General features: G+C 71.7%; 19 protein-coding genes. 12 read left to right on the top strand and 7 right to left on the bottom strand.

Annotated elements, in window-relative coordinates:
* Positions 1-6 precede the first annotated feature (6 nt).
* Positions 7-351 carry a hypothetical protein gene (locus QDS12_RS01085; protein ID WP_279876356.1) on the bottom strand — a complete coding sequence of 115 codons (345 nt, stop codon included), beginning with the start codon at positions 349-351 and terminating at the stop codon, positions 7-9.
* Positions 352-500: 149 nt separating this feature from the next.
* On the opposite strand from QDS12_RS01085, the gene QDS12_RS01080 reads away from it, so the two are divergent.
* The 4 genes from QDS12_RS01080 to QDS12_RS01065 all read left to right on the top strand — a co-directional run bounded on the left by QDS12_RS01080 (position 501) and on the right by QDS12_RS01065 (position 3598).
* Entirely contained in the window at positions 501-1178 is a 678-nt protein-coding gene (locus QDS12_RS01080) for a PadR family transcriptional regulator (RefSeq protein ID WP_279876355.1), read from the top strand.
* Positions 1175-1561 (top strand): DUF1707 domain-containing protein, encoded by a 387-nt coding sequence (locus QDS12_RS01075; RefSeq protein ID WP_279876354.1) that lies wholly within the window; start codon positions 1175-1177, stop codon positions 1559-1561. Before QDS12_RS01080 ends, QDS12_RS01075 begins: the two co-directional genes overlap by 4 nt.
* An 86-nt stretch (positions 1562-1647) precedes the next feature.
* The gene (locus QDS12_RS01070; protein WP_279876353.1) at positions 1648-1908 is read left to right on the top strand and encodes a DUF3311 domain-containing protein; all 261 of its coding nucleotides are present in this window, start codon (positions 1648-1650) and stop codon (positions 1906-1908) included.
* 61 nt (positions 1909-1969) lie between these two features.
* On the top strand, positions 1970-3598 hold the full coding sequence (locus QDS12_RS01065) for a sodium:solute symporter (protein WP_279876352.1): 1629 nt from the start codon (positions 1970-1972) through the stop codon (positions 3596-3598).
* Positions 3599-3671: 73 nt separating this feature from the next.
* Here the strand turns inward: QDS12_RS01065 and QDS12_RS01060 are convergent, their stop codons facing one another.
* A complete protein-coding gene (locus tag QDS12_RS01060; RefSeq protein WP_279876351.1) occupies positions 3672-4622 on the bottom strand; it encodes a GNAT family N-acetyltransferase in 951 nt (316 codons plus the stop codon).
* A 96-nt stretch (positions 4623-4718) separates the two neighbouring features.
* Positions 4719-5303: a YceI family protein gene (locus tag QDS12_RS01055; RefSeq protein ID WP_279876350.1), complete on the bottom strand. Its 585-nt coding sequence runs from the start codon at positions 5301-5303 to the stop codon at positions 4719-4721.
* 563 nt (positions 5304-5866) lie between these two features.
* On the opposite strand from QDS12_RS01055, the gene QDS12_RS01050 reads away from it, so the two are divergent.
* From QDS12_RS01050 to QDS12_RS01035, 4 genes are all read left to right on the top strand, one after another.
* A complete protein-coding gene (locus QDS12_RS01050) occupies positions 5867-6136 on the top strand; it encodes a hypothetical protein (RefSeq protein WP_279876349.1) in 270 nt (89 codons plus the stop codon).
* 97 nt (positions 6137-6233) lie between these two features.
* Positions 6234-8057 (top strand): glutamine--fructose-6-phosphate transaminase (isomerizing), encoded by a 1824-nt coding sequence (gene glmS / locus QDS12_RS01045; protein WP_279876348.1) that lies wholly within the window; start codon positions 6234-6236, stop codon positions 8055-8057.
* 2 nt (positions 8058-8059) lie between these two features.
* On the top strand, positions 8060-8839 hold the full coding sequence (locus QDS12_RS01040; protein WP_279876347.1) for an MOSC N-terminal beta barrel domain-containing protein: 780 nt from the start codon (positions 8060-8062) through the stop codon (positions 8837-8839).
* Positions 8840-8909: 70 nt separating this feature from the next.
* Positions 8910-10694 carry a DEAD/DEAH box helicase gene (locus QDS12_RS01035; protein ID WP_279876346.1) on the top strand — a complete coding sequence of 595 codons (1785 nt, stop codon included), beginning with the start codon at positions 8910-8912 and terminating at the stop codon, positions 10692-10694.
* Between the two features lies 1 nt (position 10695).
* Here QDS12_RS01035 and QDS12_RS01030 read toward each other — a convergent pair whose 3' ends face one another.
* A complete protein-coding gene (locus QDS12_RS01030) occupies positions 10696-11589 on the bottom strand; it encodes a sigma-70 family RNA polymerase sigma factor (RefSeq protein ID WP_279876345.1) in 894 nt (297 codons plus the stop codon).
* Between the two features lie 155 nt (positions 11590-11744).
* Between QDS12_RS01030 and QDS12_RS01025 the strand changes: the two genes are divergently transcribed.
* Both QDS12_RS01025 and QDS12_RS01020 read left to right on the top strand, forming a co-directional pair.
* Positions 11745-12224 (top strand): carboxymuconolactone decarboxylase family protein, encoded by a 480-nt coding sequence (locus QDS12_RS01025; protein ID WP_279876344.1) that lies wholly within the window; start codon positions 11745-11747, stop codon positions 12222-12224.
* A 161-nt stretch (positions 12225-12385) separates the two neighbouring features.
* On the top strand, positions 12386-13843 hold the full coding sequence (locus tag QDS12_RS01020) for an NAD-dependent succinate-semialdehyde dehydrogenase (protein ID WP_279876343.1): 1458 nt from the start codon (positions 12386-12388) through the stop codon (positions 13841-13843).
* Here QDS12_RS01020 and QDS12_RS01015 read toward each other — a convergent pair.
* Both QDS12_RS01015 and QDS12_RS01010 read right to left on the bottom strand, forming a co-directional pair.
* Positions 13840-14841 (bottom strand): helix-turn-helix transcriptional regulator, encoded by a 1002-nt coding sequence (locus QDS12_RS01015; protein WP_279876342.1) that lies wholly within the window; start codon positions 14839-14841, stop codon positions 13840-13842. The genes QDS12_RS01020 and QDS12_RS01015 overlap by 4 nt on opposite strands.
* Before the next feature lie 56 nt (positions 14842-14897).
* A complete protein-coding gene (locus tag QDS12_RS01010; RefSeq protein ID WP_279876341.1) occupies positions 14898-15569 on the bottom strand; it encodes a pirin family protein in 672 nt (223 codons plus the stop codon).
* Positions 15570-15584: 15 nt separating this feature from the next.
* On the opposite strand from QDS12_RS01010, the gene QDS12_RS01005 reads away from it, so the two are divergent.
* Complete coding sequence (locus QDS12_RS01005) at positions 15585-16928, top strand: GH1 family beta-glucosidase (RefSeq protein ID WP_279876340.1); 1344 nt, start codon at positions 15585-15587, stop codon at positions 16926-16928.
* Between the two features lie 13 nt (positions 16929-16941).
* On the opposite strand, the gene QDS12_RS01000 is transcribed toward QDS12_RS01005, so the two are convergent.
* Complete coding sequence (locus QDS12_RS01000) at positions 16942-18981, bottom strand: NADPH-dependent 2,4-dienoyl-CoA reductase (protein ID WP_279876339.1); 2040 nt, start codon at positions 18979-18981, stop codon at positions 16942-16944.
* 122 nt (positions 18982-19103) lie between these two features.
* Here QDS12_RS01000 and QDS12_RS00995 point away from each other — a divergent pair, with 122 nt between their 5' ends.
* Entirely contained in the window at positions 19104-21206 is a 2103-nt protein-coding gene (locus QDS12_RS00995; RefSeq protein ID WP_279876338.1) for an MMPL family transporter, read from the top strand.
* Positions 21207-21241: the final 35 nt, after the last annotated feature.

Below are 21241 nucleotides of genomic sequence, written 5' to 3'. Positions count from 1 at the left end.
CGGCTGCTACTTCGTCGCCTGCTGCTCGAGCGTGCGGGCCTGGGCCTCGAGGTCGTCCGCCTCGTCGTCGAGCGCGCCGGCCTTCCGCTCGCACGCTCCGGCGTACCCCGTGACGTCCGTCCCCAGGGTGCCGAGGTTCGTGCTCACGGTGGTGAGCTCGCCGTAGAAGGTGTCGGCCGCGGGGCCCACCCACACACCGGTCTGCTGGTGGGGGTAGTGGCTCAGCACCTCTCGCGTCCCGTCGTCGAGCGCGCCCCCCTTGGTCCGCAACTGTCCGGCGGTCTCCCGCAGCAGGTCGGCGTCCGCGCGCTTCTTCCGCGCCTGGCGCCGCAGCTCGTCCGGCGAAGTCATCGGCATCCTCCTACGGGTCGGCGTCGCGCCGCTGCTGGCAGGTTAGTCGGTCGCGAGAGGGGGCTGGCCAGCCCATTCCCTCCGGCGTACGATCGCGATATATCGCGACATTCTGGCGATCTTCTGCGATCCCGACGGAGGGAACCATCATGAACGACAATCGAGGCACGTGGCGCGAGCATCAGGGCCGCAGCCCGTGGGGCGAGTGGACCGACCAGCCGTGGGGCGGAGGGCGCGGTCATCGCGGCGGCCCGCCGCCGTGGGCGGCGGCGCTCTTCGGCCAGGCCGAGCAGCGTCGGGGCCCGCGCGTGCGGCGGGGCGACGTACGGTCGGCGATCCTCGGCGTGCTCGCCGAGGCCAAGGCCGCCGGTGAGCACATCAACGGCTACCAGGTCATCCAGCAGATCGCCGCGCGGAGCAAGGGCGAGTGGCGCCCCAGCCCCGGCTCGGTCTACCCGACCATCCAACAGCTCGAGGACGAGGGGCTCATCGAGACCGACGAGGCCGGCGGTCGCCGGGCCATCCGCCTCACCGCCGACGGCGACGCCTGGGTCGCCGAGCACGGCGAGGACGTCGCCGCCGTCTGGCGCCCGTTCGAGGCCGCGCAGGCGTCCCACGGCGGTGACTTCGGCCGCACCCTCAAGTCCGAGATCGGGCAGGTCGCCAGTGCGGTCTGGCAGTTGGCCACCCAGGGCTCCGAGGCCCAGCGGTCCGCGGCGCTCGAGGTGCTGGTCGAGACCCGCCGCAAGCTCTACGGCATCCTCGCCGACGGGCCGGAGGCCCACGGCACGGACGAGCCCGATGAAGCGGAGGGCGAGGGGTCATGAGCGGGGACACCCGCATCGGCGACGCCGAGCGCGAGCAGGCCGCCGCCGCTCTCGCCGACCATTACACCGCCGGCCGTCTCGAGCACAGCGAGTACGCCGAGCGGCTGGATGCGATCTGGACGGCACGCACCCGCGCCGATCTCGACACGCTCTTCCACGACCTGCCGCGCCTCGCGCCGCCAGAGCCGCCGGCTCGGCGGCGCGACCGCGGTCGCCTCCCGCTGCCGGTGGTCGCGCTGCTCGTGCTCGTCGTCGGCGGCCTGGTGCTCACCCACCTGCCGCTGGTCCTGCTCGTGGTCGCCGTGGTGATCTTCTTCAAGATCAGCCACCACCGCCGTGGGCCCCGGCAGTGGCACGGGAGCCGTCCGGCACGCCGCTGGTAGCCGAGTGCGTGACGAACCCCCGGGGAGGTGACTAGGGTCACCCGCCGGGGGTACCGCTCGTCATCACTCGGGAAGGTGGGCACGCCATGCCGTCCTCACGACCACTCTGGATCATCGTCGGGATCCTGCTGATCCCACCGATCGTCGTACCGCTCCTGGTGGGGCTCTACGACAAGGACGACCCCCGGTTGTGGGGGTTCCCCTTCTACTACTGGTTCCAGTTCCTCCTCATCCCGTGCGCGGCGGCCTTCACCGTGACCGCCTACTACGTCGCGAAGGAGGCGGTGCGGCGCGACCGCGCCGCCAGGGGACTCCCCGAGCTGGACTCGAAGGGTGAGCGCCGATGATCACCCCGCTCGATCCTTCGCTCCCCCGCTTCGCGTTGCTCACCATCGATCGGGGGCCCCGATGAACGCCGTCGCCTTCAGCGTCTTCATCTTCCTGTTCCTCGTCGTCACCGTGATGGGCTTCGCCGCGGCGCGCTGGCGTCGCGCCGCCGCCCTCGACAACCTCGACGAGTGGGGCCTCGGCGGCCGGGGCTTCGGCACCTTCATCGCCTGGTTCCTCATCGGCGGCGACATCTACACCGCCTACACGTTCATCGCGGTACCGGCGACGCTCTACGCCGGCAGCGTGACCGGGTTCTTCGCGGTGCCCTACACGATCGTCGTCTACCCGATCATCTTCGCGTTCCTGCCCCGGCTGTGGTCGGTGAGCCACCGCCACGGCTACGTCACGCCGGCCGACTTCGTCCAGGGCCGCTACGGCTCGAAGGGCCTCAGCCTCGCCGTCGCGATCACCGGCATCGTCGCCACGATGCCCTACATCGCGCTCCAGCTCGTCGGCATGCAGGTTGTCCTCGAGGTGATGGGCCTGCAGAGCAGCAGCGACAACTGGTTCGTCAAGGACCTGCCGCTGTTCATCGCGTTCGTCATCCTGGCGGCCTACACCTACTCGAGCGGCCTGCGGGCGCCGGCGCTGATCGCGTTCGTCAAGGACACCCTGATCTACATCGTCATCATCGTGGCGGTCATCTACATCCCGCACCACCTGGGCGGCTGGGGCCACATCTTTGACTCGGCGCAGAGCAGCTTCGACGACTTCAACAAGACCAACGCCGATGCGATCGCGGCCGGGAAGGCGCAGGGCCGTGGCATCATCCCGCCACCGGCGGCGCACTGGGCCTACGCCTCGCTCGCCCTCGGCAGCGCGCTGGCCCTGTTCATGTACCCGCACTCGGTGACGGGCGTCCTGTCCACGAAGAGCCGCAACGTCATCCGGCGCAACGCGTCGCTGCTGCCGGCGTACTCCTTCCTGCTCGGCCTGCTCGCGCTCCTCGGCTTCGTCGCCATCGCCGCCGGCGTGAAGGTCACCAACCCGCAGCAGTCGGTCCCGCAGCTGTTCGAGAACGAGTTCCCGTCGTGGTTCGCCGGCGTCGCCTACGCCGCCATCGTGATCGGCGCGCTCGTGCCCGCCGCGATCATGTCGATCGCCGCGGCGAACCTGTGGACCCGCAACATCTACAAGGCGTTCCTCAACCCGAACGCCACCCCGGCGCAGGAGGCGCAGCAGTCGAAGATCGTGTCCCTGGTGGTGAAGTTCGGAGCGCTGATCTTCGTGCTGGCGCTGTCGAAGGACTTCGCGATCAACCTGCAGCTGCTCGGCGGCGTCTGGATCCTGCAGACGCTCCCGGCGATCGTGGTCGGCCTCTACACGCGGTGGTTCCACCGATGGGCGTTGCTGCTCGGCTGGGCGGTCGCGATGGTCTGGGGCACCTGGACCGAGTACGACATCGCCTCGCCGACGCAGGCCCACTTCGGCGGCCCGCTGACCACGTTCTGGGGCACTGACACGAAGGTCTACGTCGCCCTCATGGCGTTCCTCATCAACCTGGTCGTCACGATCGTCGCGACGATCGTGATGCGCGCGCTCAAGGTCCCCGACGGCGTGGACGCCACCCGGCTCGAGGACTACAGCGTCGACGCCGGAGACACCGGTGTCGAGGAGGAGCTGACGCCGGAGACACCGGCGCACTGACGTGGTCGGAGTACCCGGTTCACCGGGTACTCCGGAACTCCCGGGGTGCCATGGCACCCCGGGAGTTCCACTTTCACCGGTTGACCGGGTACTCCGCACCGGTCGGCGTCGCCCGGTTCACCCACTCCTGCACGACCTGCATGCCGACCTTCTCGTAGAGCGACAGGGCGCCGGTGCGGGTGTCGGTGGCCAGGCGCGACCGGACGGCTCCGTGCGTGCGGGCGGTGGCGAACGACTCGGCGAGGAGGGCCTGGCCCAGGCCGAGGCCGCGCTGGTCCCGGCGTACGGCGACCTTGTCGACGTAGCCCTCGCGGCCCCTGTCGTCGTCGAGGGCGGCGAGCTGGATGATCACCGCGCCCACGACCGTGCCCGTCGCATCGGTCGCGACGCGCAGGTTCCACGGCTCGAAGCCAGGACGGCCGACGACGTGGTGCAGCCACTTGTCGAACGGCTCGCGGCCGCGCACCGACCACTCGAGGAAGGCGCTCTCCACGACGTCCCAGGCCTGCTCGTAGTCGGCCCCGTCGGCCTCGCGGATGGCGTAGCCCGCCGGCAGGGAGCGGTCAGGGATCGTGCGGCCCTCCGGCAGCTCGAGGACCCAGGACGTCCAGCGGGCCGACCAGCCGAGTGACTCGAGCAGCTTGTCGCCGGGCGATCCGACCGGCTTGGGCATGCCGATCCGGTCGGCGCCGAGCTCACCGGCCCGGGCGACGACCCAGTGGGCGAGGGCGGTCCCGATGCCGAGCCCGTGGTGGGCGGGGTGCACCGAGGCGTCGGCGCGGTCGCTCCCGAACGCCTCGGCGTAGGCGACGAGCTCGCCCGTGGGAGCGACGACGCCCACGCTGTGCGCACCGACGTCGTACGACGGCTCCGACCAGTCGGCGACCAGGTCGGCCGCCTCGATGGCGACCTCGCCGGTGTCCGCCAGCTCCTCGGCGCCCATGACGGCGGCGATCCGGTCGGCGTCGGCGAGGGAGAGCGGGCGCTGGGTGTAGCCCTCGGGGAGGGTCAGTGCTGCGGGCATGGCGTCATCGAAGCACCGATGACTTGGAGATCTCTTGGAGACAGATGCGTGAGGGCCGCCGGACGGATCCGGCGGCCCTCATGGTGAGTCGAGAGGTCAGGCGTTCTTGATCGCCGAGACGTCGAACTCGAGCTTGACCTTGTCGGAGACGAGGACGCCGCCGGTCTCGAGCGTGGCGTTCCAGGTGATGCCCCAGTCCTTGCGGTTGATGGTGGCCGAGCCCTCGAAGCCGGCGCGGGTGTTGCCGAAGGGGTCCTTGGCGGAGCCGGTGGGCTCGAAGACGACGGTGACGGGCTTGCTGACGCCCTTGATGGTGAGGTCGCCGGTCACGGCCCAGTCGTCGCCGTCGCGCTCGACGTTGGTGGAGACGAAGGTGACGTCGGGGTAGGTCTCGTTCTCGAAGAAGTCACCGGAGCGCAGGTGCGCGTCGCGGTCCGCGTTGCCGGTGTCGATGCTGTCGCCCTTGATCGTGACGGAGACCGTCGAGTTCGCCGGGTTCGCGCTGTCGATGTGCGCGGTGCCCTCGAACTTGGTGAACTGGCCGCGAACGGTGGTCACCATCGCGTGCCGGGCGCTGAAGCCGATGCGGGTGTGGGACGCGTCGATCGTCCAGTCACCCGTGAGGTCGTCGACGACGGTGGTCGGGGCGTCGAAGTCGTCGCCCTTGTTGAAGATGCCCATGGAAATCGCTCCTGAAGACTAGGTGGTCAAACCTTCAACCACTTGAATGCCTCGGTGTTCGGTTTCATTCCCGGTCTCCCGAACCAACTTCGTGAAACAACGGCGACCGCCCGGGCTGGGCCCCAAGAACGGGCCGACCCGGGCGGTCGGACGTTGTGCCGGCTGGGTGCGTCAGGCGGCGTGGCCGGTCGGCACCGCGACGGAGGAGGTCGTCCAGACGGCCTCCAGGCGGCTCTGGCCGGACGCGTCCACGACCGAGACCCAGTGGAGCGTGAGCTGCTCAGACACCTGCGAGACCTTCATCGGACACCTTCCGTTCACCTTGTGTTCACCAAAGATAGCCGATCCCCACCCGCGCCGCCAGTCTTTGCCGTACGCCGCGCCGGCTGCTCCACTGAGACCGGTCGATGCGGTCCGGAGATGACCGCGTCCTCCACCGCGCTCGATCGCGTGGGACGGCCGGGCCGGCGATCTCCTTCCGATCCGCGAACGACAATCGGAATTCGCAACTTCCTGCCCTATTTCGGGCAGGAAGTTGCGAAAGCCGTCCGAACCGTCGCATCGTGGGCGACGTGCCTGAGCAGCTGCTCGTCGACCACGTCGTCGCGTCCACCGGACTCACGCCCGCCGAGGCGGCCCGCGTGATCGACGACGTCCTCGCCTTCCACGCGGAGCCGGTCGAGGACTACGTCAGGCGCCGGCATGCGGAGCTGAAGACCTACGGAGCGAAGAACGACGACATCTTCGCTCGGATCGCGCAGGAGCTGGCCGGCCGCGTCGTCGCGGCGCCGCGGCTCAGCGAACGACAGCTTCGCCGGATGATCTATGGATAGCGCGCCAGCGGTGTCCGTGATGGTGGTCGAGCAAGCCGCGCGACCGCGGGACGAGGTCGCGACCGGCGTGTCGAGACCCGGATGAGAGGGCTTGAGCATGTGCGGGATCGTGGGGTACGTCGGGGCGCAGCAGGCGGCGCCGCTGCTGCTGGAGGGTCTGGCCCGGTTGGAGCACCGGGGCTACGACTCCGCGGGCGCGGCGGTCGTCGGACCGAGCGGCCTGCGGGTCGCCAAGCTCGCCGGTCGGGTCCGTGACCTGAGCGAGGGGCTGCCCAAGCGCTTCGCCGGGAAGATCGGGATCGGGCACACCCGCTGGGCCACGCACGGCCCGGCCAACGACGTCAACGCCCACCCCCACACCGACGCCAGCGGCGACGTCGCGGTCGTCCACAACGGGATCGTCGACAACGCGGCCGTGCTTCGCCAGCGCCTCGCCGACGACGGCGTCGAGCTGGTCAGCGACACCGACACCGAGGTCTTCGCCCACCTGGTGGCGCGCAGCACCGCCGACACGCTCGAGGGCAAGGTCGTCGACGCCCTCGGCGCCGTCGAGGGCACCTACGGGCTCGCGGTCGTGCACGCCGACTTCCCCGACCGGATCGTGGTGGCCCGCAACGGCAGCCCGCTCATCGTCGGCGTGGGGGAGAAGGAGATGTACGTCGCCTCCGACCTGGCTGCGATCGTGCGCCACACGACCACGGTCGCCCACCTCGAGGACGGGGAGCTCGCGACGGTCACCGCCGGCGGCTTCACCACCTTCCGGCAGGACCTGAGCCGCTCGGCGACCACGGCGACGACGCTCGACGTCGACCCGTCGGCGTACGAGCACGTCGAGGGCGACACCCCCCGCATGTACGTGGAGATGCTCGAGCAGCCCGCCGCTGTCGAGCGTGCGCTCCGCGGCCGGCTCGACGAGCGGTTCGGCACCGCCCACCTGGGCGGGCTCAACCTCGACGCGCGTGAGCTGCGCGCGATCCGGCGGGTGAAGCTGCTGGGCTGCGGGTCCGCCTACTACGTCGGTCAGATGGGTGCGGCGCTCGTCGAGGAGCTCGCCCGGGTGCCGGCCGACGCGGAGGCGGCCTCGGAGTTCCGCTACCGCAACCCGATCATCGAGCCCGACACGCTCTACGTCGCGGTCTCCCAGTCCGGCGAGACCATCGACACGCTGCTGGCCGTCGAGGAGATCAGGCGCAAGGGCGGTCGCGTGATCGGCCTCGTCAACGTCGTCGGCAGCGCCATCGCCCGCGCCTGCGACGGGGGCATCTACCTGCACGCCGGGCCGGAGATCGCGGTCGCCTCGACCAAGGCGCTCACCAACATGTACGTCGCCTGCGCGCTGCTCGCGCTCCAGCTGGGGCGGGTGCGGGACCTGTCGATCGCCGACGGGAAGCGGCTCGTGACGGCGCTCGACGAGCTGCCCGCCACGATCGACCGGGTCCTCAAGCTCGAGGACGACATCGCCGAGATCGCCCGCGAGCTTGCCCGGCACGACTCGATGTTCTTCGTCGGCCGTGTCCGCGGCTACCCGGTCGCCCGCGAGGGCGCGCAGAAGCTGAAGGAGATCTCCTACCGGCACGCCGAGGCCTACCAGACCTCGGAGCTCAAGCACGGGCCGCTCGCCCTCATCTCGCTGGACGTGCCGTCGATCGCGATCGTCCCGGACGACGAGCTCACCGACCGCAACGTGGCGGCGCTGCACGAGATCGCCGCCCGCCGCGGGCCGCTCGTCGTCGTCACCCACGAGGGTGTCGACCTCGCCGGCCTGGACGCCCAGCGGATCGACGTACCCCGTCTGGAGCGGGAGCTCGACCCGATCCTGCTCACGATCCCGCTGCAGCTCCTGGCGTTCCACGCCGCCCAGGCGCTCGGGCTCGACGTCGACAAGCCGCGCAACCTGGCCAAGTCGGTCACGGTCGAGTGAGCATGCGCCTGGCGGGGATCAACCTGCACCCGGTGAAGAGCACCGCGATCCGTCCCGTCGAACGGGCGTACGTCGAGCGCACGGGGCTGCGCGGCGACAGGGCCTGGATGCTCGTCTACGACGACGGTGAGGCGGTGACGGCACGCGAGCTCCCGTCGCTGTTCGGCATCCGCGCCGACCTCACCGAGGGCGGCCTGCGGCTGGAGGCCGACGGCCACGACCCGCTCGAGGTGACGACCCCGACGCGGGCCGACGCGGAGGCGACGATGTTCGGCCGGCCCCGGCGTCCGGCGCGCTCGGCGTCCGAGGCGGACGCCTGGATCGCGGACGTCACGGGCCGCCGCCTGCGCCTGGTCCACTGCGGCCCGGAGGGTCTCCGGCCGTTGAGCGAGCGCTACCCGGACGGCAGCGCCAGGTATCAGGACAGCTCCCCGGTCAGCATCGCGTCGATGACGTCGGTGACTCGGCTCAACGAGTGGATGTCCGAGCCGTTGCCGGTGCAGCGGTTCCGCGCCAACCTCGTCGTCGAGGGTGCGGCCGCGCCGTTCGAGGAGGACGGCTGGACGAGCGTGCGCATCGGCGACGCCGTCTTCACCGGCGTCGACCCGATCGACCGGTGCGTGATGACGACGATCGACCCCGTCACGCACCGCAAGGGCAAGGACCCCATCCGCACCCTGGCGCGTCACCGGCGGTGGGACGGCAAGGTGTGGTTCGCACTGCACCTGGTGCCGACGGTGGAGGGAGAGGTCGCGGTCGGCGACGCCGTGCACCTCGGATGACCGGTGGAGTGACCCAGCGCACCGCGACGGGGAATCACCGTGCTATACGCACAGCCACTACCGTTGTCGGGTGAGCAGCGACACCTCCCCCGAACCGACCGGACCCACCTTCGACGACCTGGGCCTGTCTGCCGGCGTGCTCGATGCCATCAAGGATCTCGGCTACGAGACCCCGTCGGCGATCCAGGCGGCGACCATCCCGGTGCTGCTGGAGGGCCGTGACGTCGTCGGCCTGGCCCAGACCGGCACGGGCAAGACCGCCGCCTTCGCCCTGCCGGTCCTCTCCAACCTCGACCCCTACGAGACCAAGCGCCCCCAGGCGCTCGTGCTCGCCCCGACTCGTGAGCTCGCGATCCAGGTCTGCGAGGCGTTCGAGCGCTACGCGCAGAACCTGCCGGGGATCCGGGTGCTCCCGATCTACGGCGGCTCGGCCTACGGCCCGCAGCTGACCGCGCTCAAGCGCGGCGTCCACGTCGTCGTCGGCACCCCCGGCCGGATCATGGACCACCTCGACAAGGGGACCCTCGACCTCTCCGAGCTGCGCTTCCTCGTCCTCGACGAGGCCGACGAGATGCTGTCGATGGGCTTCGCCGAGGACATCGAGACGATTCTCGCGACGACGCCGGAGGAGAAGCAGGTCGCGCTCTTCTCCGCGACGATGCCCCGCCAGATCAAGGCGCTCACCGGGCAGTACCTCCGCAACCCCAAGGAGGTGCAGGTCAAGTCCAAGACCGCCACCGCCTCCAACATCACCCAGCGCTACCTGATGGTCAGCTACCCCCAGAAGCTCGACGCGCTCACCCGCATCCTCGAGGTCGAGAACTTCGAGGCGATGATCGTCTTCGCCCGCACGAAGTCCGAGACCGACACCCTCGCGGAGAAGCTCCGTGCGCGTGGCTACGCCGCCGCCGCGATCAACGGCGACATCGCGCAGAACCAGCGCGAGCGGACGGTCAACCAGCTCAAGGACGGGTCCCTCGACATCCTCGTGGCGACCGACGTCGCCGCCCGTGGCCTCGACGTCGAGCGGATCAGCCACGTCGTGAACTACGACCTGCCGACGGACGTCGAGTCCTACGTCCACCGCATCGGCCGGACGGGCCGCGCCGGGCGCAGCGGCGACTCGATCTCGTTCGTCACCCCGCGCGAGCGTTGGCTGCTCAAGGCCATCGAGAAGCACACCCGGTCGACGCCCGCCCAGATGCAGCTCCCGAGCGTCGACGAGGTCAACGCGACCCGCCTCTCGCGCTTCGACGAGGGCATCACCTCGGCGCTGAGCGAGAAGGACAAGCTCGGGTTCTTCCGCGACGTCGTCGCACACTACGTTAGCGAGTTCGACGTCCCCGAGCTCGAGGTCGCCGCCGCGCTGGCGACGATGCTCCACGGCGACGAGCCGATGCTGCTCGAGGAGCAGCCGGAGCCGGTCCGCCGGCAGCGCGTCGAGCGGGACCGCGACCACGACCGCGGCGAGCGGCCGCGGGAGTCGAGTCGCTCCCGGGTCAGCGACCAGCCCCTGGCGACGTACCGCATCAACGTCGGCAAGCGTCACCGCGTCGAGCCGCGCCAGATCGTCGGCGCCATCGCCAACGAGGGCGGCCTGCGTCGCGCCGACTTCGGCAACATCTCGATCCGTCCTGACTTCTCGCTCGTCGAGCTGCCGGCCGACCTGGCGCCCGAGACCTGGGCCGCGCTCGAGAGCACGCGCATCAGCGGCAAGCTCATCGAGCTGCAGCTGGACCGCGGGGCCCCGGCCGGCCGCTCCGGCGGCGGCTACCGCGGGCGCCGCGACGACCGCGACGACCGCCGGGACGACGGGTTCCCGAAGAAGGAGCGCAAGCCCCGCCACAAGGGCTGACTCAGGGCACCAGCGCGGCGACCCGCTCGAGCAGGGCGGGCTCGCCGTAGGTGTCGATCTCCGTGATCCGGCCGTCGACGACAGTGAACGCCATGATCCCGATGACCTTCCCGTCGACGGTGTTGATCACGGCGGGGGCGCCGTTGACGAGCACCGGGTGGGAGATGCGCCGCGGCTCGGCGAACATCAGCGCCCGGCTCGCTACCGTCTCGGCGCCGCGGAAGGTCGAGGCGCCGCCGGCCAGCGGGCCGTAGTCGACGTTGAGGACGACGTCGGGGTCGAGCGCTGCGACCAGGCGCGCCAAGTCGCCGCCGCGGGCGGCCGCGAAGAAGGCGTCCACGACCTCGCGCTGCCTGGCCGAGTCGCGGTCCGGCGCTGGAGCGGCCCCGCGCACGCGGCGCCGGGCCCGGCTGGCGAGCTGGCGGGTGGCATCGTGGGACCGACCGACGATCGGGGCGATCTCCTCGAACGGCACCCCGAAGAGGTCGTGGAGCACGAACGCGAGCCGCTCGGACGGGGTGAGCTGGTCGAGGACGACGAGCAGGGCGACGCCGACCGAGTCGGCGAGGACGGCCGCCTCCTCGGGATCGGGCGCGTCGATCCGGGTGACGATCGGGTCCGGCAGCCGGGTCAGCTGCGGCTCGACGGTCTCGTCGAGGGCGCTCTCGCGCCGCGTCCTCCGTGAGCGGAGCATGTTGAGGGAGACGCGGGCCACGACGGTCGTCAGCCAGCCGCCGAGGTTGTCGATCTCGTCGCTGTCGGTACGGTCCAGCCGCAGCCAGGCCTCCTGGACGGCGTCGTCGGCCTCGGCCGTGGAGCCGAGCATCCGGTAGGCGACGTCGTGCAGGTGCGTGCGGTGCGCCTCGAAGCGCTCGGTCAGCCAGTCGTCGGTCATCGGTGTCCCTTCCGTGCGGTCACGGTAGTGACACGCGGGCGGCCCCCGATGTGACCGGCACGCCGCGGATTCTTTCTCGGCGTCGGCGGTCACACTCGCGGGGTGCCGCGTGTCAGGGATGCGACAACGTCCGAGACACCCACGAGGAGATCGACATGACCACCATCGAGCGCCGCATGGCCAACCCCGCCCAGATCCTGCCCGGCGCCTACCAGGGCATCGCCCGCCTGCTCGGCGCGATCGGCGAGGGCGGCGTGCCGACCCCGACCCTCGAACTCGCCGCGCTGCGGGCCAGCCAGATCAACGGGTGCAGTGCCTGCGCCCAGGGGCACCTCGAGGCGCTGCAGGCGGAGGGCGTCGCCCTCGAGAAGATCGTCGGCGTCGCCGCATGGGGCGAGTCGCCGTACTTCGACGACGCGGAGCGGGCCGCGCTCGCGCTGACCGACGCGCTCACGCGCATGGCCGACAGCCACGACGCGGTGCCGGACGAGCTCTGGCGCGAGGTCACCAAGCACTACGACGAGCGGCAGGCCGCCGCGCTGCTCCTGCAGATCGCCCTGCTCAACCTCTTCAACCGGGTGAACGTCGCCGTGCGCGAGCCTGCCGACGACCCCAGCTGGAAGCGGTCGGCCTGAGGCGCCGCACCTGCCGCGAGAACGAGGCGCGCCCCTCTCTGCATGGGGTCAGCGAGGGGCGCGGTCGAATGGGAGTGCTCCCTCCTCAAGTTCGACCTTCGTCAGCATAGGCCACCCGACCCCTGTGCGAAATGACCCGCGGAGGTGGCACGCTGGGGCGCATGAGCGGACTCGACCTCCTCGCCCCGGACCAGCGGGGCCTCTTCATCGGTGGCAAGTGGCGCGAGGCGGAGGGGGGCGAGACGTTCGCCGTCTACGACCCCGCCGACGGCTCGGTGCTCGCCCGCGTCGCCGACGCGACGGCCAACGACGCAATGGACGCGCTGGACGCGGCCGTCGCCGCGCAGGCCGACTGGGCGCGTACGGCGCCCCGCGACCGCGGCGAGATCCTGCGCCGCGCCTTCGAGCTGATCAACGCACGGGCCGACGACCTGGCCGAGCTGATGAGCCTCGAGATGGGCAAGCCCGTCGCCGAGGCGAAGGGCGAGGTCACCTACGGCAACGAGTTCTTCCGATGGTTCTCCGAGGAGGCCGTCCGCATCCACGGCCGCTGGATGCAGAATCCGGCGGGCACCTCCCGGCTGCTCACCGTGAAGAAGCCGGTCGGTCCGTGCCTGTTCGTCACGCCGTGGAACTTCCCGCTCGCGATGGGCACCCGCAAGATCGGCCCCGCCGTCGCCGCAGGCTGCACGATGGTGGTCAAGCCGGCCGAGCTGACGCCGCTGACGATGCTGGCGCTGGCCACGATCCTCGCGGAGGCGGGCCTGCCGGACGGCGTCCTCAACATCGTGCCGACCAGCAACTCGGCAGTCATGTCGAAGACGCTCATGGCCGACGAGCGGCTGCGCAAGGTCTCCTTCACCGGCTCCACTCCCGTCGGCAGGCTGCTGGTGAAGCAGTCGGCGGACCAGCTGCAGCGGGTCAGCATGGAGCTCGGCGGCAACGCTCCGTTCCTCGTGTTCGACGACGCCGACGTGGACGCCGCCGTCGAGGGCGCGATGATCGCGAAGATGCGCAACATGGGCGAGGCCTGCACGGCCGCCAACCGCTTCCTCGTCCACGCGGACGTGGCGCAGGAGTTCGCGGACAAGCTCGCCGCCCGGATGGGCAGGCTCGTCGTCGGTCGCGGTCAGGACGCGGGCGTCGACGTCGGTCCCCTCATCGAGGAGAAGGCGGTCGAGTCCGTCCACCAGCTCGTCACCGACGCCGTCCACGACGGCGCGCGGGTGCTCACCGGCGGCTCAGCCCCCGACGGGCCGGGCTACTTCTACCGCCCGACCGTGCTGCTCGACGTACACCCGGAGTCGGAGATCAACACCCAGGAGATCTTCGGCCCCGTCGCCCCGATCCTCACCTTCACCAGCGAGGAGGAGGCCATCGCTCGGGCCAACGCGACCGAGTACGGCCTGGCCTCCTACGTCTTCACGCGCGACCTGTCCCGGACCATCCGGCTGGCCGAGTCGCTGGAGTACGGCATGGTCGGGGTCAACACCGGCCTCATCTCCAACGCGGCCGCCCCGTTCGGCGGCATGAAGGCGTCCGGCTTCGGCCGCGAGGGTGGCTTCGAGGGCATCGAGGAGTACCTCGAGACGACCTACGTCGCCCTTCCGGCCGGCTAGGCGGTCGCCGACTCCTCGGCCGGGACGTCGATCAGCTCCAGCAGCTCCTCGCGCGAGCTGATCCCGAGCTTGCGGTAGACCCGCGACAGGTGCCACTCGACACCCTTGATCGTCAGGGTGAGGTGCTCGGCGATCTGCCGGTTGGTGAGGCCTCGGGCGGCGAGCCGCGCGACCCGGCGCTCGCCCTGCGTCAGCAGCGCGACGACCTCGCCCCGCAGGGGGCGGGGTCGCTCGCCGGCGCGCTCGAGCAGACGGGAGACCCGGCCGTGGAGCGGCCAGAGCGCCTCCTCGGCGGCGTACTCCTCGGCGGCGCGGAGCAGACCGATGGCCTGGGTGCTGCCGGTCGCCGGCACGAGCAGGAGCAGCCCGGCCAGGTCGGTGTCGATCTGGGCGGCCAGGCGCAGGTCGCCGGCGGCGCGAGCGAGGCCGCGGGCGCGGTCGAGCGCGGTGAGCGCGTCGGCGGTGGCGTCGACGGTCGCGACGGTCCGCAGTGCGGTCGCCAGTCGCCAGGGCTCGGCGGACCGCTCGGCCCCGTCCAACAGCTCGTGGGCCAGAGCGGCGGCCTCCGGCCGGAGACCCAGGTGCACGAGGGCGAGCGACGCACCGGAGCGCCAGGCCACGAGAGCCGGGTCGTCGCCCTCCGGCAGCTGGCCGGCGCGGCGGAAGTGGCCCAGCGCGCGGTCGTGCTCGCCGAGCGCCGCGGCCAGCTCGCCGTGCCCGAGGTGGGCGAGCACGCCGGCCGCGCCGGTGTCGGCCAGCGTCGGCTCCAGGTGCCCGGCGCAGGCGGCCGCCGTGGGCAGGTCGCCGACGGCCAGCCGGCAGGTGAGCACGAGCGCGGCGTGCTCGACGCGCTCGACGTCGGTGAGGTCGCGTCGCGACACGCCGGCGAGCTCGCTCGCGGCGCGACGGATGCGGCCGGTCCTGACCAGTCCCCAGCTCTCCAGGAGCCGTCCCGAGTAGGACGAAGTCGGCCGCGGCTGAGGGATCGTCAGGGCCATGTGCCCTGAGGGTAGGGCCGAGCGGGAGGGCGGGTGCGCGATTTCCGGATTTCTGCTCAGGTCGTCTGGTCGGCCGCCGATAGCCCCCAGACCAGCAGCTCGGCGTCGACCGCCGCGGTGACGGTGAGCGGGCGGGGCTCGGCGGTGACCAGGAGCGCGTCGCCGGCCGCGAGCGGCTCCGCCAGCGAGTTGCGCGACAGCGCGCCGGAGGCGACGTACACGTGCAGCAGGTCCGCCTGGGGCAGGGTCACCGACTCGCCGGCGGCCGGCCGCGCGACCCAGAGCGTCGATCCCGCGACCGTGAGCGCCTCGCTCATCGGGCCGGGATCCACCTCCCGGACGGCGTACGTCGGCTCGCCGCCGTCGTCGGATCGCAGCCAGACCTGCACGAACCGGGTCTGCGGCGCCGCCGCGACCTCGCTGTGCTCGACACCGTCGCCGGCGTGCAGGTGGCCGACCTCGCCGGGGACGAGCCGGTGGGTGCCGCCGGTGGAGTCGGTGTGGGTGAGGGCGCCCGAGACGACCCAGGTGACGATCTCGAGATCGGCGTGCCGGTGGGTATCGAAGCCGTGGCCGCTGCCGAGCAGGTGCTCGTCGTGGCAGATCATCGGCCCGAAGGACACGTGCGCCGGGTCGTAGACGGAACCGAAGGAGAAGGCGTGGCGGGTCGCGCGACCCATCTCACGTTCGGTGAAACGGGCGGTTCCCCTGCGGATCTCGACGGTCACGAGCACAATTGTCGCGTGTCCGTTCCGCAGCTTCCGGAGGGCTTCGTATTCGGGACGAGCACCTCGGCGTTCCAAGTCGAAGGTGCCGCTGCGGAGGACGGTCGGGGGCCGAGCATCTGGGACACCTTCGCGGGCCGCCCGGGCAACATCGTCGACGGCAGCGACGGCTCCGTCGCCGCCGACCACTACCACCGGCTCGACGAGGACCTCGCCCTCCTGCGCCGACTGGGCGCCCGCGGGCACCGGTTCTCCATCTCCTGGTCGCGCGTGCTGCCGAGCGGGCGCGGCGCCCCCAACCCGAAGGGGCTGGCGTTCTACGACCGGCTGATCGACGGCCTTCTCGAGGCGGGCATCGAGCCGATGGCGACGCTCTACCACTTCGACCTGCCGCAGCACCTCGAGGACGACGGCGGCTGGCTCAACCGGAGCACCGTCGACGCCTTCGCCGACTACGCCGCCCTGGTCGCGGACCGCTTCGCCGACCGGGTCACGCACTGGGTGCCCGTCAGCGAGCCGGCGGTGGCCGCGCTGATGGGTTACGGCACCGGCGAGCACGCCCCGGGCCGCAAGCTGTCCTTCGACGCCCTGGCGGTCGCCCACCACCTGCTGCTCGCGCACGGCCGGGCGGTCATCGAGCTGCGCACGGCAGGCGCCGAGAGCGTCGGCTGCGCCAACAACCACGCGCCGATGTGGCCCGCCAGCGACGACGAGGCCGACCTCGGGGCCACCAAGCTCTTCGACGCGCTGTGGAACGGTCTCTTCCTCGAGCCGATGCTGCTCGGCCGCTACCCGGCCGACCTGGCGCCGTTGCTGGAGGACCTCGTCCGGCCGGGCGACCTGGCCACCATCCGGCAGCCGCTCGACTTCTACGGCGTCAACTACTACAGCCCCATCCGGGTCGCCGCGGCCGACGAGGGGGCCGACACCCCGTTCCGGTTCGTGCCGCTGCTCGGTCACGAGCAGACCGCCTCGGGCTGGTCAGTCGTGCCGCGCGCTCTCCGCGAGTGGCTCATCCTGACCCGTGCACGCTTCCGCGCCGGCCTGCCGCCGTTCGTCATCACCGAGTCCGGCGCCTCGTTCCACGAGCAGCCGGGTGCCGACGGCGTGGTCGACGACGGGGCCCGCATCGGCTACCTCCAGGCCCACCTGGAGGCCGTCTCGGCAGCCGTCCAGCGCGGGGTCGACGTCCGGGGCTACTACGTCTGGTCGCTGCTGGACAGCTTCGAGTGGGTCAACGGCTACACGACGCCCTACGGGCTGGTGCACGTCGACCGCGACACCCTCGAGCGCACGCCGAAGCGCTCGTTCGAGTGGTATGCCGACCTGATCGCCGCGCAGGCCGCGGCCAACAACTCCTAGCGGCCAACAACTCCTAGAGGGCCGCCGCCACCCGGGTGCCCTGCCCGATCGCGCGCTTCGCGTCGAGCTCCGCGGCGACGTCGGCCCCGCCGATGAGGGTGGCGCTCACGCCGAGCGCGAGCAGCTCGTCGTAGAGGTCGCGCACCGACTCCTGACCGGCGCACAGCACGATGAGGTCGACCGCCAGCTCCCGCGGCTCGCCGTCGACCGAGTAGTGGAGCACCGGCGCATCGGCCGCGCCTGCGACCGCGTCGTACGACGCCCCGCTGACGAGCCGGACCCCTGACTGCTTGAGCACGGCGCGGTGCGCCCATCCGGACGTCTTGCCGAGGCCGATGCCGATCGGGGTGGTCTTGCGCTGCAGCAGCGTGACCTCGCGCGTCGGCGTGCGCGGCGTGGGCGCGGTGAGGCCGCCGCGGTCGAACGACGGGTCGCCGACGCCCCAGTGCGCCAGCCACTCCTCGGGCGTCTCCTCCGTGTGGGTGAGCCACACCGACACGTCCACGCCGATGCCGCCCGCGCCGATCACCGCCACCCGCTCACCCGGGACGACGCGTCCGGCGAGCACGTCGGCGTAGGTGACGACGGCCGGGTGGTCGAGGCCGTCGATCTCGGGGACGCGCGGCGTCACGCCGGTCGCCACGACCACCTCGTCGAAGCGCTTCAGGTCCTCGGCAGTGGGCGCGGTGCCCAGGCGTACGTCGACGCCGAGGACCTCGAGTCGACGGGTGAAGTAGCGCAGCGTCTCGCGGAAGTCCTCCTTGCCGGGCACCTCCATCGCGAGCCGGAACTGACCCCCGATCCGCTCGGCGCGCTCGAACAGCGTCACGTCGAGCCCGCGCTCCGCGGCGGAGACGGCCGCTGCGAGCCCGGCCGGCCCGGCGCCGACGACGGCCACCGTGCGCTTCGCCCGGGTCGGGGCCAGCACCAGCGTCGTCTCGTGGCAGGCCCGCGGGTTGACCAGGCACGACGCCTTCTTGTTGCTGAAGACGTGGTCCAGGCACGCCTGGTTGCAGGCGATGCACGTGTTGATCTCGTCCGCCCGACCCTCGGCGGCCTTGCGCACGAAGGCGGGGTCCGCGAGCAGCGGCCGGGCCATCGACACCAGGTCGGCCTGGCCGCTCGCGAGGATCGACTCGGCCCGCTCGGGGGTGTTGATCCGGTTGGACGCGCACACCGGGATGCCGACCTCACGGCGCAGCCGGGCGGTGTGCTCGACCCAGATGCCCTGGGGGACCTGGGTGATGATCGTCGGCACCCGCGCCTCGTGCCAGCCGATGCCGGTGTTGAGGACGGTCACGCCCGCCTCCTCCAGCGCCCGGGCCAGGTCGACGACCTCGTCCCAGGTCTGGCCGCCGTCGACCAGGTCGAGCAGCGAGATCCGGTAGACGATCGGGAAGCCGGCGCCGACCAGCTCGCGGGAGCGGCGGACGATCTCGAGCGGGAACCGCATCCGGTGGTAGGCGGACCCGCCCCACCGGTCGGTGCGGTCGTTGGTCCGCTCGGCGAGGAACTGGTTGATGAGGTAGCCCTCGGAGCCCATGATCTCGACGGCGTCGTACCCGGCCTTCTTGGCGAGCGCGACCGACTTCGCGAAGTCGGTGGCGGTGCGGTCGACGGCCTTGGTCGACAGGGCGGACGGGCGGAACGGCGTGATCGGGCTCTTCTGGGCGCTCGCGGAGACCGAGAGCGGCGTATAGCCGTAGCGCCCGGCGTGGAGCACCTGCAGGGCGATGGCGCCGCCCTCCGCGTGCACCGCCTCGGTGACCTCGCGGTGCCGCATGGCGTGCAGCCGGGTGGTCATCTCGGAGGCGAACGGCTTGAGCCAGCCACGCTTGTTGGGCGCGTAGCCCCCGGTGACGATGAGGCCGGTACCGCCGCGGGCGCGCTCGGCGAAGTACGCCGCCAGCTTGCTCAGGTCGACGCGGCGGTCCTCCAGACCGGTGTGCATCGACCCCATCACGACCCTGTTGCGGAGGGTCACGGCGTCCTCGCCCGATCCCAGCGTGAGCGGGGTGAGCAGGTGCGGGTAGGGGCTCGTCGTCTCGGCCATGGCGGGCATGTTACTCACAGGTAACCGATGCGTCCTCCGGGACCGCCCCAAGTCGGGCCCAAGTGGCCGCCAAGGGCACGGCCCCAACCTCTGGGTCACCACTTCTCACCAAGGAAACGATCATGACCCGATTGCTCTACCGACTCGGCCGAGGCTCCGCCGCTCACCCGTGGCGCGTGCTCGCCGGCTGGCTGCTCGCCGTCGCTGCCGTCGTCACCCTCGCCGGCACCCTCGGCGGACCGACCCAGGAGGACTGGGACGTCCCCGGCGCCCGCGCCCAGCAGGGCATCGACCTGCTCCGGCAGCACGTGCCCGGTGCCGGCAACGCGATGGCCCGGGTGGTCGTCCACGGCGACGACGGCGTGACCACCGCCGACCTGGACACCCTCGACCACCGGCTCGCGGCGATGCCGCACGCCGTGACGGTCAGCGAGCCGCGGCTGTCCGCCGACCACGACACCGCGGTGCTCGAGGTCGGCTACGACGTGCCGGTGACCGACCACGACCTGTTCGGCAAGCGCGACGCACTCGACACGGCGATCCGGCCGCTGCAGGACGCCGGCTACCAGGTCGAGCTCAACGGCGACGTACCCGAGAACGCCGCGTCGCCGATGCAGGGCCGCGGCGAGCTGGTCGGGATCATCGCGGCACTGGTCATCCTGCTCTTCGCGTTCGGCTCCGTGGTCAGCGCTGGCCTGCCGATCGGGTCGGCGCTCGTCGGGCTCGGGGTCGGAGCAGGTGGCCTCACCGTCCTGGCCGGCCTGATGGACGTGAGCACGATGGCGCCGACGGTCGCGACGATGGTCGGGCTCGGCGTCGGGATCGACTACGCGCTGCTGCTCGTCACCCGCCACGCGGAGTTCCTCAGGGCCGGTTTCTCGCCCGTGGAGGCGGCCGGGCGCGCGACGGCGACGGCAGGGCGGTCGGTGGTCTTCGCCGCCGGGACCGTGCTGGTGTCGCTGATGGGGCTGCGGCTGGCCGGCCTGTCGACGTATGCGTCCTTCGGGTTCGCGACCGCGATCGCCGTCGTGTGCGTCGCCGCCGCCTCGCTCACCGTGGTTCCCGTGCTGTGCCGGCTCGCCGGGCGGCGCGTGCTGCCGCGCGGCGTACGTCGGCAGCGCGACCGGGCCGGCGAGCCGTTCACCGCCCGCTGGGCCGCCCGCGTGGGCCGCCGCCCGCTGCCGTGGGCGATCGGCGCGGTGCTGCTCATGGTGATGCTGGCGCTGCCCGCGCTCGACCTGCGCACCTGGCCGGGCGACCCGGGCGACCAGGCGCAGAGCCTGACCACCCGCCGCGCACACGACCTGATCGCGACCGAGTTCGGCGTGGGCGCCAACACCGACTACACCGTCGTCGCGGGTCCGTCCGTCTCCGATGCGGCCGTCGAGCGGGCGCACTCGGCCGTCGCCGGGCTGCCCGGCGTGGCGGAGATCGGCCCGGTCAGCGCCTCGCCCGACGGAGCGCTGCACCTGTTCCGCGTCGTGCCGACGTTCGGCGACTCCGACGCGCGGACCGGGCCGCTGGTCGCAGACATCCGGGCGGAGCTGCCGGCCGGCGTCGAGCTGACCGGGCGGACGCCGTACTTCTCCGACATCACGGGCATGCTGGGCGAGCGGCTGTGGGTCGTGATCGGGTTCGTCGTGACGGTGTCGATGCTGCTGCTGGCGATGGTGTTCCGCTCGGTGCTGCTGCCGGTGAAGGCGGCCGCGATGAACCTGCTCTCCGTCGCCGCCGCGTACGGCGTCATGGTGGCCGTCTTCCAGTGGGGCTGGGGTGCAGGGCTGCTCGGCGTCGACCACGCCTTCCCGGTCTCGGCCTGGATGCCGGTGCTGATCTTCGCGGTGCTGTTCGGGCTGTCGATGGACTACGAGGTGTTCCTGCTCTCCCGGGTGCGGGAGCGGTGGCTGGACAGCGGCGACGCGCGCGGCAGCGTGGTCGTCGGCCTGTCCGACACGGGCCGGGTCATCAGCGCCGCCGCGGCGATCATGGTGGCCGTCTTCCTGGGCTTCGCCAGCGAGGTCGACTGGACGGTCAAGCAGCTCGGCATCGGCATGGCCGTCGCCGTCGCCCTCGACGCGACCCTCGTCCGGATGGTGCTGGTGCCGGCCACCATGTCGCTGCTCGGCCGCTGGAACTGGTGGCTCCCCGCCTGGCTCGACCGGCTGCTGCCGACGGTGTCGGTCGAGGACGACGCTGCTGAGCTGGAGGAGCCGGTGGGGGCCTGAGGTGGACGTGCGTCACATGCGGCGCCCACCCCGCG

The sequence above is a fragment of the Nocardioides sp. CER19 genome (genome assembly GCF_029846275.1).
Taxonomy (GTDB): Bacteria; Actinomycetota; Actinomycetes; order Propionibacteriales; family Nocardioidaceae; genus Nocardioides.
This window is presented reverse-complemented; position numbering and strand designations above follow the sequence as displayed.

Coding starts and splice junctions, on each gene's coding strand:
- QDS12_RS01055 (WP_279876350.1), bottom strand. CDS start 5,303: ATGGGCATCTTCAACAAGGGCGACGACTTCGACGCCCCGACCACCGTC.
- QDS12_RS00995 (WP_279876338.1), top strand. CDS start 19,104: ATGACCCGATTGCTCTACCGACTCGGCCGAGGCTCCGCCGCTCACCCG.
- QDS12_RS01025 (WP_279876344.1), top strand. CDS start 11,745: ATGACCACCATCGAGCGCCGCATGGCCAACCCCGCCCAGATCCTGCCC.
- QDS12_RS01085 (WP_279876356.1), bottom strand. CDS start 351: ATGACTTCGCCGGACGAGCTGCGGCGCCAGGCGCGGAAGAAGCGCGCG.
- QDS12_RS01060 (WP_279876351.1), bottom strand. CDS start 4,622: ATGCCCGCAGCACTGACCCTCCCCGAGGGCTACACCCAGCGCCCGCTC.
- QDS12_RS01040 (WP_279876347.1), top strand. CDS start 8,060: ATGCGCCTGGCGGGGATCAACCTGCACCCGGTGAAGAGCACCGCGATC.
- QDS12_RS01030 (WP_279876345.1), bottom strand. CDS start 11,589: ATGACCGACGACTGGCTGACCGAGCGCTTCGAGGCGCACCGCACGCAC.
- QDS12_RS01065 (WP_279876352.1), top strand. CDS start 1,970: ATGAACGCCGTCGCCTTCAGCGTCTTCATCTTCCTGTTCCTCGTCGTC.
- QDS12_RS01000 (WP_279876339.1), bottom strand. CDS start 18,981: ATGGCCGAGACGACGAGCCCCTACCCGCACCTGCTCACCCCGCTCACG.
- QDS12_RS01015 (WP_279876342.1), bottom strand. CDS start 14,841: ATGGCCCTGACGATCCCTCAGCCGCGGCCGACTTCGTCCTACTCGGGA.
- glmS (WP_279876348.1), top strand. CDS start 6,234: ATGTGCGGGATCGTGGGGTACGTCGGGGCGCAGCAGGCGGCGCCGCTG.
- QDS12_RS01020 (WP_279876343.1), top strand. CDS start 12,386: ATGAGCGGACTCGACCTCCTCGCCCCGGACCAGCGGGGCCTCTTCATC.
- QDS12_RS01080 (WP_279876355.1), top strand. CDS start 501: ATGAACGACAATCGAGGCACGTGGCGCGAGCATCAGGGCCGCAGCCCG.
- QDS12_RS01075 (WP_279876354.1), top strand. CDS start 1,175: ATGAGCGGGGACACCCGCATCGGCGACGCCGAGCGCGAGCAGGCCGCC.
- QDS12_RS01070 (WP_279876353.1), top strand. CDS start 1,648: ATGCCGTCCTCACGACCACTCTGGATCATCGTCGGGATCCTGCTGATC.